Annotated in this window: 12 protein-coding genes; 9 read left to right on the top strand and 3 right to left on the bottom strand. The window is 30.0% G+C overall.

Annotated elements, in window-relative coordinates:
* Positions 1-216: 216 nt before the first annotated feature.
* The gene (locus tag L988_RS09985) at positions 217-990 is read left to right on the top strand and encodes a threonine/serine exporter family protein (protein ID WP_047383884.1); all 774 of its coding nucleotides are present in this window, start codon (positions 217-219) and stop codon (positions 988-990) included.
* The gene (locus tag L988_RS09980; protein ID WP_047383883.1) at positions 990-1,418 is read left to right on the top strand and encodes a threonine/serine exporter family protein; all 429 of its coding nucleotides are present in this window, start codon (positions 990-992) and stop codon (positions 1,416-1,418) included. The genes L988_RS09985 and L988_RS09980 overlap by 1 nt, the downstream gene beginning before the upstream one ends.
* Here the strand turns inward: L988_RS09980 and L988_RS09975 are convergent.
* The gene (locus L988_RS09975) at positions 1,374-2,819 is read right to left on the bottom strand and encodes a PLP-dependent aminotransferase family protein (protein ID WP_047383881.1); all 1,446 of its coding nucleotides are present in this window, start codon (positions 2,817-2,819) and stop codon (positions 1,374-1,376) included. The genes L988_RS09980 and L988_RS09975 overlap by 45 nt on opposite strands.
* Positions 2,820-2,970: 151 nt before the next feature.
* Between L988_RS09975 and L988_RS09970 the strand changes: the two genes are divergently transcribed.
* Together L988_RS09970 and L988_RS09965 are read left to right on the top strand one after the other, a co-directional pair.
* Positions 2,971-4,383: an MATE family efflux transporter gene (locus tag L988_RS09970; protein WP_052191801.1), complete on the top strand. Its 1,413-nt coding sequence runs from the start codon at positions 2,971-2,973 to the stop codon at positions 4,381-4,383.
* Positions 4,340-5,680: an MATE family efflux transporter gene (locus tag L988_RS09965; RefSeq protein WP_052191800.1), complete on the top strand. Its 1,341-nt coding sequence runs from the start codon at positions 4,340-4,342 to the stop codon at positions 5,678-5,680. The genes L988_RS09970 and L988_RS09965 overlap by 44 nt, the downstream gene beginning before the upstream one ends.
* Positions 5,681-5,716: 36 nt before the next feature.
* Here the strand turns inward: L988_RS09965 and L988_RS09960 are convergent, their stop codons facing one another.
* The gene (locus tag L988_RS09960) at positions 5,717-6,355 is read right to left on the bottom strand and encodes a flavodoxin family protein (protein WP_047383879.1); all 639 of its coding nucleotides are present in this window, start codon (positions 6,353-6,355) and stop codon (positions 5,717-5,719) included.
* Between the two features lie 118 nt (positions 6,356-6,473).
* Here L988_RS09960 and coaBC point away from each other — a divergent pair, with 118 nt between their 5' ends.
* From coaBC to L988_RS09940, 4 genes are read left to right on the top strand one after another with little or no spacing between them, the layout of a single operon-like run.
* Positions 6,474-7,652: a bifunctional phosphopantothenoylcysteine decarboxylase/phosphopantothenate--cysteine ligase CoaBC gene (gene coaBC / locus L988_RS09955; protein ID WP_047383877.1), complete on the top strand. Its 1,179-nt coding sequence runs from the start codon at positions 6,474-6,476 to the stop codon at positions 7,650-7,652.
* 31 nt (positions 7,653-7,683) lie between these two features.
* A complete protein-coding gene (locus tag L988_RS09950; protein ID WP_047383875.1) occupies positions 7,684-9,123 on the top strand; it encodes a TolC family protein in 1,440 nt (479 codons plus the stop codon).
* Complete coding sequence (locus L988_RS09945) at positions 9,113-10,234, top strand: HlyD family efflux transporter periplasmic adaptor subunit (RefSeq protein WP_052191799.1); 1,122 nt, start codon at positions 9,113-9,115, stop codon at positions 10,232-10,234. Before L988_RS09950 ends, L988_RS09945 begins: the two co-directional genes overlap by 11 nt.
* 9 nt (positions 10,235-10,243) lie before the next feature.
* A complete protein-coding gene (locus L988_RS09940; RefSeq protein WP_047383873.1) occupies positions 10,244-11,716 on the top strand; it encodes a DHA2 family efflux MFS transporter permease subunit in 1,473 nt (490 codons plus the stop codon).
* 28 nt (positions 11,717-11,744) lie between these two features.
* Here the strand turns inward: L988_RS09940 and L988_RS09935 are convergent, their stop codons facing one another.
* Positions 11,745-12,440 (bottom strand): S24 family peptidase, encoded by a 696-nt coding sequence (locus L988_RS09935; RefSeq protein WP_047383871.1) that lies wholly within the window; start codon positions 12,438-12,440, stop codon positions 11,745-11,747.
* A 168-nt stretch (positions 12,441-12,608) separates the two neighbouring features.
* Here L988_RS09935 and L988_RS14060 point away from each other — a divergent pair, with 168 nt between their 5' ends.
* Positions 12,609-12,740, top strand: coding sequence for a hypothetical protein (locus tag L988_RS14060; protein ID WP_255359937.1), 132 nt, complete (start codon positions 12,609-12,611; stop codon positions 12,738-12,740).
* The last annotated feature ends 47 nt before the right edge of the window (positions 12,741-12,787 follow it).

Raw genomic sequence — 12,787 nt, 5'->3', positions numbered from 1 at the left:
CGCTATCAGATAGCTCGGGATTTTAAGTCCCGTGCGTCTACCTATTCCGCCACCCAGGCTGATCGCTTTCGCTCTCAACAAATTAATAATACCACAATTAATACTTTATGTCAACAAGTTTTTTTGTTTTTTTTAATAAATGTCTTTATTGCTTTTTCTAAAGTTTAATGCTACTATTAGATATGTTTTAAATTTTTATAATTTATAGGAGATTTTATGCCAAAAAAACAACTAATTTCAGAACATCACGTTCTTCAACTAGCAACTTTCGCCGGAAAAATAGTATTAACTAGCGGTGGAGAAGTTTACCGGGTTGAAGATATTATTTCTCGTATCGGTCAACATTTTAATTTAAAAATTGATTGCTTTGCTACTCTTACTTGTATAATTGTTTCAGGAAAAAATAAAGATGGTGAAATTGTTTCTTTGGTAGAAAGAATCAATTCTAGGTCTTCAAATCTCGATAAAATTCATCAAGTTCATAAGATTATTAAAGAGATTGATTCATACACATTCCTTGAACTGAAAAGATCTTTAGAAGAGATTGACAAGATTAAAGCATATGGCTTTGGAATGAATTTAGCTGCTTCGGCTTTAGGAGCCGCTAGTTTTGTTGTATCTTTTAAAGGTGGAGCAAACGATTTTGCCGCTGCCTTTGTCGCTGGTGCTGGTGTAGCTCTTTTTTCATATATCGTTTCTGGGCTACAATTAAATAGCTTTTTTATAAATCTAATATCTGGAGCTATCTGTGCTCTAGTTTCAAATCTTTTTTATATAAATGGGGTTATTTCTAGTCCATCAATTAGTATAATCTCCTCTTTAATGTTACTCGTTCCAGGAGTCGCTTTTATAAATTCTATTAGAGATATTATAGCAGGTGATTTAATCTCAGGTACATCTAGAGCAACAGAGGTTCTAATGACTGGAGGCGCTATCGCTATCGGAGCTGGACTTGTCACTAAATTATTCTATAACTTTGGAGGGTTTTAATGTTTCTTATAGAGGTTATTTTTGCTTTTTTTATTACAGTTAGCTTTGCTATACTCTTCAACGTTAGAGGAAAATTAATCATGTACTCTGGCATTGGAGGTGCTATCAGTTGGTTTTTCTATCTTTTTTTTACAGAGAAAGGTTATTCATATTCAACTTGCTACCTTCTAGCTACAGCTATAACGGCATTTTATTCTGAAATGATGGCTAAAAAAGTGCAGACTACAGTCCCAACTCTACTTATAGCTGCACTTATTCCTATGGCACCTGGTGGTGGTGTATATTTTACTATGTTACACCTTATACAAAACAGATATCAAGAGTTTATGTTAAAAGGAATGGAAACCTCAATAATTGCTGGTTCTATGGCCCTAGGAATCATCTTAGTTACTACATGTTTTAGAATTTTCCACGTTACAAAGAAGTAATACTTCTTTTAGTATCTTCATCCCTACACTTATTTCTTCTAGGGATGAAGATATGAAACTTAATCTAATTTTACAAACATCTCTTTTATCCTTATAAAATATTGCTCCAGGCAAAAGTGCTACACCTTGCTCTTTACATTTTTGATATAACTTCTCTCCATCAATATTATCTGAAAGTTTTATCCAAATAAAAAAACCACCCTCTGGAATATGCATAATCTCTAAATTTTCAAGATTCTCTAGCAATTTCAGTATAAACTTTTGCTTTTCTCCAAACTCTTTTCTTAATATCTTTAAATGCTCTGCCAATTTATTTTTAACGATAAATTTTTCAAGAATTTTTTGATTTACACCTGACGTTGTCGTATCCAACCCATACTTTATCAAGAGAACTCTCTGAGCAAGCTTTTCAGGAACTATCATAACAGCTAATCCTATCCCAGGCATAAGAATTTTGGAGTATGTTTTTATATATATGACTCTTTCACTTCCTAACTTGTCTAAACTTTTTAAACTTTTTGGTTTTTCATCAGAATAATAAAAATCTGAAAAACTATCATCCTCAACTATATAAAAACTATATTTTTCGGCTAATTTTAAAAGTTTTTTACGTTTTTCTATCGACCATTTAACTCCTGTGGGATTTTGAAAGTTTATACACTCATATATAAAATCTATTTTTTCTTTTTTTAAAATTTCTTCAAACTCTTCTAAATCCCATCCATCATTTTTTATATCCAAAGTCCTTATATTACACCACCCTTTAAAAATATTTAAAGCGTTCGGATAAGTTGGATCTGACAATGCAACAATAGGTTTAGTTTCTTTTGAAAATAATTTTATTACAATATCTAATGCCTGCTGAGTTCCTGATGTAATTTGTATATTTTCCTTCTTAACAAAAATATCCTCTTTTTCAAACTCTTCAGATAAAAGCTCTCTCAAACTTTCAACTCCTTGAACATTTTGATATTGAAAAATATCAGCGCCATACTCAGAAAAAACTTCCTCTAGAAACTTACGATATTCATCTAAAGGAAAATAATTCGAACTTGGTGTTCCGTTAGAAAAATTGATTTTTTTCTCTTTTAAACTTTGACCATATTTGAAACTATCTATTAAAGGCAACTCTTTTTTTTCTACTTTAAATTCACAAATCTCTTGTACATAGCATCCTTTTCCTGAAATTTTCTTTATCAATCCCTTCTCTTCTAGTAGATGATAACTTTGAATAACAGTATTTTGATTTACATCTAGTTTTATTGCAACCTGACGTATTGATGGTAATTTTTCTCCACTCGAAATTTCACCACTCAATATCTGTTTTTTTATGCATTGGTAAAGCTGAATATAAATACTTTCTTTTTTATTTTTATCTATTTTTATCTTTACTTTAGACATAGAAACCCCTCTAAATCTTTATTATGTTACATATATAATACAACTATTTTTCTAAGAATCCAATCACTTATTTATATAGAGATAAAATTGATTTTCTAAAATTTTTAAGCTATAATTAAAGGATGAATTATATTTAAAATGGGGGAATTTTATGAAAGAAAAACACAAAGAGATGGGAGAGCAACCCATTGGAAAACTGCTCGTTAAATTTTCACTTCCAGCTATCATTGGAATGTTCGTCAACGCGTTATACAACATCGTCGATAGAATTTATATCGGGAACATCCCTGAAATTGGCCCTTTAGCCATTGCTGGTGTTGGTGTAGTATTTCCAATTATGATTATTTCAATTGGATTTTGTCTTTTAATTGGTCTCGGTGGTGCTACTAACATCTCAATTGCATTAGGAAAAAAAAGAAAAGATTTAGCAGAAAAATATTTAGGAAATGCTACTTCACTTGCTGTTATCTTCGGTATTATTTTAACCTTTATAATAATATTTTCCATGGATTTATATATTGGTAAACTTGGTACTAGCCCTGCAACTGAACCTTTTGCTAGAGACTACCTTACGATTGTAGCTCTAGGTTTTCCTTTTTTAACTGTTGGATATGCTACAAATGCTGCTGTTAGATCTGATGGTAATCCCAAAATTTCTATGATTACTCTTCTTTTAGGAGCTATCACAAATATTATTCTTGATCCAATTTTTATATTTTGGTTAAATATGGGAGTTAAAGGAGCAGCTTTTGCTACTATAATTTCTCAAATTATTTCAGCTCTATGGACAGTTGGATACTTCACTTCTAAATACAGTGGAATAAAACTTCATTTAAATAATCTAATCTTAGATTGGAAAAGAGTGAAAGATATCTTTATTATAGGTGCTGGGCCATTTGTACTGCAAATTGGTTCTAGTGTTGTTAGCTTTGTTTTAAACAGTACACTTATGAAACATGGTGGAGATGTAGCTGTTGGTGCTATGACTATCGTAAATGCTGTAAATACATTTATTTTTATGCCAATTTTTGGTATAAATCAAGGAGTACAACCCATATTAGGTTTCAACTATGGAGCTAAGCTTTATCATAGAGTTAGGGAAGCCTTCATGCTTGCTGTTAAAGGTGCAGTCACAATATCAGTTATTGGATTTCTTGCAATTCAATTTCTATCTAAATATTTTATCGTTATATTTACTAGCAATCCCGAACTTTTAGATGCCGCTTCTAAAGGTCTTAGAGTTTTTACTCTTATGTTTCCTTTTATAGGATTCCAAATTATAGCTGCGATATATTTCCAAGCCACTGGAAAACCAAAAACTACAATGTTTTTAAGTTTATCAAGACAAGTACTTTTCCTAATACCACTTGTACTTATCTTTTCAAATATATGGGGAGTAAAAGGTGTTTGGATGGCTGTTCCTTGCGCCGATATACTATCTGTTATTGTTACTTTTATTATGACAAAAAAAGAGATGAAAACTCTTAAAATTTTAGAAAATGAAGAGGATATGAGAAAAAATGTCAATACAAACGAATCAATTAGAGAATCAAGCAATCAATAAACTTTTTTATAAATTTGCTATTCCGGCATCTATTGGAATGCTTGTAAATTCACTTTATGTTGTTGCTGATGGAGTTTTTATCTCAAGAGGAATTGGAAGTGTCGGAATAGCCGCGGTTAATATAGGTTATCCTATAATTAATTTAACCGCCGCTTTAAGCTTAATGTTTGGAGCAGGAGGAGCTACTTTAATATCTCTAAAAAGCGATGACCAAACTTTTAAAAACAAATGCTTTACATATACAATTTTTTTAAATCTTATTTTTTATATACTTATAGCATCTTTAGTATTTATATTTCCTAATCAAATTATGAAGTCATTAGGAGCTACAGAATTATTGCTTCCTATGGTTAAAGGCTATATGTATCCTTGTATTATAGCTGCATTTTTCCTAATGTTATCAATATCTTTAAATGCTATTGTTAGAAATGATAATGCTCCTAAAAAAGCCATGAATTCTCTTTTTATTGGAGCTATAACAAATATTGTATTAGATTATATATTTATATTTGTTTTAAAAATGGGGATTGAAGGTGGTGCTTACGCTACTGCAATCGGGCAAATTCTTTCTGCAGTTTACCTTTGTTTACACTTCCCTAACTCAACTTTTAAATTGGATTTTAATCTAAAACATATTGAATGGAAGCTTATGGGTAAGATTTGCTCTCTTGGTTTTTCATCCTTTATTTTAGAGTTTGCAGTTATGGTTATAACAATACTTTTAAATATAACTCTTTCTAAATCTGAAGGGCAAATCGGAGTTGCTGCATACGGAATTATTTCATACTCATTTGTTATTTACAGAATGCTATTCACTGGTCTAGCTCAAGGAATTCAACCTTTAGTTAGTTTCAACTACGGAAGACGTAATTATAGAAGAGTTTTAAAAATATTTAGATATTCGCATAGATTCTGCTTTATTGCAGCTACCATCGCTTTGATTATTGTAAAAATATTTGCCTTAGATGTCGTTAAAATATTTACAACAGAATCTGATCTTTTTGAATATACAACAAAAGGGTTATTCCTATACTCAAGTGCTATTATATTTGTAGGAGCTAATTTCATGAATATATCTTATCTTCAAGCAATGGATAAAGCTCTACTCGCTAATATCATATCTGTTTGTAGAGGCGTTGTTTTCATGGGAATCGGAATTGCTATTCTTCCTAAATTTTTCGGAGTTAATGGAATATGGTTAACACTTCCATTTGCAGATGTTTTAACATTTATTTTAACTCTTATGATTTTCAAAGTTTTTGGAATTAACAAAACTTTAAAAAAATCTGGAATATAAAAAAACTCAGAGCTAATAATTAGCTCTGAGTTTTTTTTATCTTATGAAATGAGTATATTTTTTATTCTCTTTTTCAGGTGGTGCAATCTTATCTTTTGTATAATCTACCATTTTCAATAACCATGCCATATTTTTTCCTAAAACTCTCATTATTTGAGTTCCTTCCTCATCCTGTTCAACTTCTCCAGGTCTTAAACCATGTATTACACTCCAATAATTAGTCGTAGGCATTAGCATTTCTGAATAATTAAGATAATTATTTAACTGATCAAACGTTGGAACTCCACCAGAACGTCTTACTGCAACAACAGAAGCACCAACCTTGTGTCTAAATATTCCCCCATTAACTGACGCAACATAAAAAGCTCTATCTAAAAACGATTTCATTGTAGCACTCATTGCTGCAAAATGAACAGGTGATCCTAATAAAACCCCATCCGCTTCCTTTATTTTTTGAACCCACTCATTCACATATACATCATCTTGTAAAACACATTTTTCATTTCTATTTTTTGCACATCCATTGCAACCTACACAACCTCTTATGTTCTTATTTCCTACATGAACTATTTCTACTTCTATCCCTTCATTTTGTAACTCTTCTGCAACCATTTTTAATGCAAAGTATGTATTTCCCTTCTCTCTTGGACTTCCATTAAACGCAACTACCTTCATAAAGACCTCCTTTTTTTATTATAATCTTAATTATATAACAATTTCTATTTTTTTTCAGCTTAAAATAGTGTAATATATAAAAATAATGTAATTTTCTTTAATTCAGGAGGATAAATTTATGAAAAATATTTTAATTGGTGTAACTGGTGGAATTGCTGCCTATAAATCAGCTAATATTATATCTATTTTAAGAAAAAAAGGATACAACGTTAAAGTCATTATGACTGAAAGCGCAACTAATATAATCACACCTCAAACTCTAGAAACTCTTTCTAGAAATAGAGTTGTAACTGACATGTGGGAGAGAAATCATCAAATTGAAGTAGAACATATCTCTTTAGCTGATTGGGCTGACGTTTTTTTGATTGCCCCTGCAACATATAACATTGTTGGAAAAGTAGCCAATGGGATTGCTGACGATATGCTCTCTACAGTTATTTCAGCTTGCAGAAAGCCTGTATATTTTGCTTTAGCTATGAATGTAAACATGTATGAAAATCCCATTTTAAAAGCTAATATAAAAAAACTAGAAAATCTAGGATATAAATTCATAGAATCTGACGAAGGATTTTTAGCTTGTAACGTTAATGCCAAAGGAAGATTAAAAAATGAATTAGAAATTGTTGAAATAATTGAAAATGATATTTTATCTCCACTACCTAAAGTTTTGAAAGGAAAAAAAGTTCTTATCACAGCTGGAAGAACAGAGGAAGCTTTAGATCCTATAAGATATTTTTCTAATAGATCTAGTGGACAAATGGGATACTCTTTAGCTAAAGTAGCTATAGAGTTAGGTGCCGATGTTACCTTAGTTTCTGGTCCTACCAATCTTGAGATTCCACATGGTTTAAAAGAGTTTGTGAGGGTAAGAAGCGCAGTTAATATGTTTGATGCTGTTATGGAAAGATTTGATACTCAAGATATCGGAATAGCTTGTGCTGCTGTTGCTGATTATAGACCAAAAGATTATTCTGAACAAAAAATAAAAAAAGCAGATGGTGAATTAACAATTGTTCTAGAAAGAAATCCTGATATTCTTTTTAATATGGGACAAAAAAAGAAAAATCAAATTCTTGTTGGATTTGCAGCAGAAACAGAAAATATAATTGAAAATGCAAATAAAAAGTTGATTAAAAAAAATCTAAATCTAATAGTTGCTAACAATGCTGAAAATATGCAAAAATCTACAAATAGTATTCAAATTATAAAAAAGAATGGTGAAAATATAATTTTTGATGAACAGCCTAAAGCTGAAATTGCAAAACATATCTTTAATGAAATTCTTAAAGAGTTATAATATTTAGTTTTTTAATTTGGGGGGATTTTTTATGAAAAACTACATTTTCATATTTACATTAACTCTGACTTTAATTGGGTGTATCGGAATCCCAGAAATAAAAGAAAGTCAGATTAGAGATTTAAAGAAAGATAGTCTTAAAACTAATTCTCATGAAGTATTTTTCTCTAAAAAATGGTGGCTATATACTAATGATAATACTTTAATCCAACTAATAGATGAAGTTTTATTAAAAAACTCTCAAATAAAAGTTGCAAAACTTAATGTAGAAAAAGCCTTATACACACTAAACTCTACAAAATTTTCAAATGTATCCCCAATTGCTATCAGCGGAAATTATAATAGAGCACGTCTAGATACATCAGTTTATACTGATCTTCCAATAAAAGATATTAAAAATAGTGAAACTATAGATACTGGTATTTTATCTTTAAATGCCGAATATATTTTCGATATTTGGGGAAAATTTGAAGCATTAAAAAATAGAGCTGAGTACTTTAAAGATGGAAATGAACTTCAACTCGATTGGACCACTTTAACTCTTTCAACTTTTGTTAGTAATTTATACGCTAACTATATTTTGCTTTCAAAAGAAGAGCAAATTCTAAATGAAAGACTACTTATTGCCAAAGATTTTATATCTTTCGAAACAACTCTTTATTCTACCGGAGCCGCAAATAGATCCTCTATTTTAGAGTCCAAAAATTATCTAAATAATATCATTCAATCACTAAATAGTACTGCTCAACAAAAAACAATTATACAAAATACTCTCTACTCTTTAGTTGGTGAAATAAAATCAGAAAAAATAGATATTGCTCTAAATACAATTGAAAAAGAAGTATTTAATTTTCCATTTTTTATAACTACACCTGAATTTATTGATTCTGATGTGATTATCAATAGATCCGATGTTAAATATTACCTTACTTTAATCTCTGGACAAAAAGAAAATTTAAAAGCTTTAACAGCTGATTTTTATCCTAGAATATCTATAAGTGGACAATATCAATATTATAGTCTCAATATACAGGATTTATTAAAATCTGAAACCAATTTATGGAATATAGGTCCAAGTTTCTATCTTCCACTATTTAATAGAAGAATACTAAAAGAAAACTATAAGATTGCTGGAATTGATTTAAATATCTTCATCGAAAATTATAATAACAACGTTATCAGGGCTTATCAAGATATTAATAACAACTTGAATGACCTTAAGATTGCAAATAATAATAACAACCTACAGAAAAAAAATTATAATAATTCAAAAACTAATTATGAGGATGCTAAATTACTTTTTAAAATTGGTCGTATGTCTAAATACGAACTTCTCAAATGTGAAAACGATTTACTAAGTGCTAAGTTCAATTATATTTTGAACAGTTTCAATCTTTATCAAAGTCAAATAAAACTAGTAGAATCCTTAGGTGGTTACTATGAAAATAAAGGTGATATAAATGGAAATTAAAAATAATGTTAAAGCTTATAAAAAAATCTCACTTTTTCTTACGGCTATATTTTCTTTTAGTATTTTATATTTTATTTATTACTCTCTTTTTTTAAGAAACTATATAAAAACTGAGAATTCTTATATTGCAGGAAATCAAGTTACAGTTACTGCTCAAATCCAAGGTATTATAAAGGAGATTTCCGCTGAGGAAACACAGCCTATAGTTTCTAACTCATCAATCATCAAGATAGATCCGATAGATTATCAGATTGCATTAAATAACTCAAAAGCTAATTTAGCTAATGCAGTAAGAGAATATTATAGTCTACAAAATAATATTGTATTAAAATCAGAAGCACTCAAAACAGCTGAAGCAAATCTAAATATAGCATATAAAACTCTGCAGAGAGAAGAGATTTCTAACAAAGCTGGAATTACAAGTAAAGAGGATTTTGATTTAGCTGCTTTTAAATATACAAGTAGTAAAAACAGCTACGAACAAAGTTTAATAAATTTGAATAATAGTAAACTTCAAGCTTTAAGCTCAAATATTTACTCTCATCCTAAAGTTATTATTGCTATTCAAGATTTAAAAAAGAGTTTCTATGACTTAAAAAAAACTAATATCTCATCACCTATTTCTGGAATTATAGCACAAAAGCAAGTAGAAATTGGACAACAAGTCTCTGTAGGGCAACCTCTAGTTACTGTTATAAATCTAACTAAAACTTGGGTTACTGCAAACTTTAAAGAAACACAACTAGAAAATATAAAGTTAGGAAATAGCGTAGAGATAAAAAGTGATTTGAATGGAAAATTCTATAAAGGGGTAGTCACTGGAATTGCTCCTGGTTCTGGAAGTTCACTTTCTTTGATTCCCACTCAAAATGCTACTGGAAACTGGATTAAAGTGGTTCAAAGAGTTCCTGTGCGAATAGATTTTTATGAAAATTCACTGGAGGAAAATGGCCTACTACCTATTGGAACTAGTTTAAATATAAAAATAGATACATCTAAAATAATTGACTTTGATCCTTTATTTTCAGATCAAAAATTATTGATTGAAGATGATCATTCTGAAGAGTTGGATACACTTATTAAAAAAATCATTGAAGAAAATAGTATCTAGGAGGAACTCATGAATGCATCTATCATTTTTGCTACTATTGCTTTAGCTATAGGTTCCTTTATGAATGTACTTGATATGACTATAGTAAATGTTTCCTTAAGTCATATCGCTGGTGACTTTGGTGTAACAGCCACTCAAGGTACTTGGATTATTACATCATATGCTGTAGCTGAAGCCATATTTTTACCACTTATTGGTTGGTTAACTAAACGATTTGGTATTATTAGACAATATATTACGGCAACACTTCTTTTTACTTTAGCTAGTATGCTTTGTGGTTTAAGTCTATCTCTGGACTTTCTTCTGATTATGAGAGTTTTTCAAGGAATTGTTGGCGCTAGCATGATTCCACTCTCTCAAACTCTTATGTTAAAATTATATCCTAAAGAAAAAAAAGGAATTGCTCTTGGTATATGGTCAATGACTATAGTTTTAGCTCCTGTTATTGGACCAGTCTTAGGAGGATGGGTTACTGATACTGCCTCTTGGAGATGGTGCTTTTATATAAATCTTCCCTTTGGAATTCTATCTAGCTTAATTGTCTACTATATATTTAAAAATGAAATTCCAAAAGAAACCACTGCAAAGGAACCGGTTGATTTTATAGGATTTATCTTTTTAGCTTTTGGAGTTGGAGCACTACAACTGATGCTAGACAAAGGGAATGATCTAGATTGGTTTTCAAGCCCGACAATTGTAATTCTTGCCTTACTCTCTTTTATTTGTCTAACTATTTTAATAATCTGGGAGTGGTATCATAAAAATCCAGTTGTTAATATTAAACTTTTTTTAGATAGAAATTTTTGTGTCGGATCATTTACATTGATGTTTTCTGTTCTAGCTTATTTTAGTGGAGTTGTTGTCATTCCTATATGGCTACAAAACTATATGGGATACACTGCTTTTATGAGTGGACGAACAACTTGTACTCTCGGTATTGCAATTCTTATTGTTGCACCTATTTTAGGAAAAAAAATAGATTACCTTGATGCTAGAAAAACGGCTGCTTTTGGATTTTTAGTTTTAGGTCTCACAACTTTTTGGACTGCTAACTACTCACCTACGGTCACCTCAGAATATATCAGTTTTACTAGATTTTTAAATGGTTTTGGAGTTGGTATATTTTTTATCTCTCTAAACACGTTGACTCTTTCGAATATAAGTAGTGAAAACCTTGCTAGTGCATCCGGTATTTATAATTTTATGAGGAATATTGGAAGTAGTTTAGGAACATCTCTTGTTATTCCTGCTTGGAATCACACGATGGCATTTCACCACAATATGATGGCTAGCTCAATAGTTTCTACAAATCCTAAGATAGATAAAAGTTTAATAAAATCTGCGGAATATTTAAGTAATATTAATAACGAAGTTCAATTTCAATCATCTATCATGGGAATTAATGATATTTTAATTGGAAGTGCAATTATAGCTATTGTCTTAATTCCTTTTGTATTTTTAGCAAAATCAACTAAAAAATAAATAGCAAAAGCACTAGAATTTTTTAATCCTAGTGCTTTCTTCTACTCTCTATAACTGCTCCATGACATTTTAAATATTCTAAGTCTTCTCCTGATATAACTATATCAGAATATCTCTTTTTATCCAAATTGTCTGAAGTTAGCCTTATCTCATCTCTTTTTATTTTAACTCTTTTTATATATGTTTGGTCATGGTAATTTAAAACACAAACTTTCCCATCTATACTTTCTATCTCCTTCTTCAACGGATTAATAATTACTAAATCACCATCCGAAAGTGTGGGAAACATCGAATCACCACTTACTTCTACCATAAAAGCATTCTTAGGAACACCTGTATTTGGAATAGAAGTTAGCAACTCCATTCTTGTGTTATCTTCGAAATTTGCATGTCCTAAACCTGCCGCAGCTTTTCCAAGGACAGGTAATGAGATTATCTGTGCTTTCTTTTCCTCTTTTAATACTACAGATTCCTCTAATTTCTTTTTTATTAAATCTGGAGTTCTATCATAAGCAATAACATACCTTATCTCATCAGCCTCTTTTTCTGAAGATATAAATTTTTCTATAAATCTCTCTATAAAATCATCCTTTGGAATCCTAATTCCTTTACGGTAATGTCCGACTACAGATAGAGAAGATTCCGTTTGCTTTGCTACATACTCTAAGGTATAATTATTTTTTATCATAAATTTTTCTAAATAAATACCGAATCTTGTCTTCACTTCTTCCTCCCATCGCTCTTTTTTATCATTATACTATTTTTCTACAAAAATGTAAAAAAATATTTGATTTTTTTTCTACATTAAAGTATAATTCTATTAGATAATTTTTATATTTTTTTATTTTTCACTTGTACAATTATGTAGAAGAATCTAAGGAGGGGAATTTTAATGAGATTTAAAAGAGTTTCTAATCACTTTTGGAGAGTTGAATCTAATGGTATTCTTATTGTTGGAACTTGGGAGCAATGTCAAAAAGAGCTTCATAATTTATGCTTAGATAAATATCTTTTAAAAAATTAATATTCTTTATCTAGAGATTAAATAAACTTTGTTATATAATATAAAGT

The sequence above is a fragment of the Cetobacterium sp. ZWU0022 genome (assembly GCF_000800875.1).
GTDB lineage: Bacteria > Fusobacteriota > Fusobacteriia > Fusobacteriales > Fusobacteriaceae > Cetobacterium_A.
The sequence above is the reverse complement of the archived record's forward strand: the minus strand, read 5'-3'. Positions and strand labels throughout refer to the sequence as shown.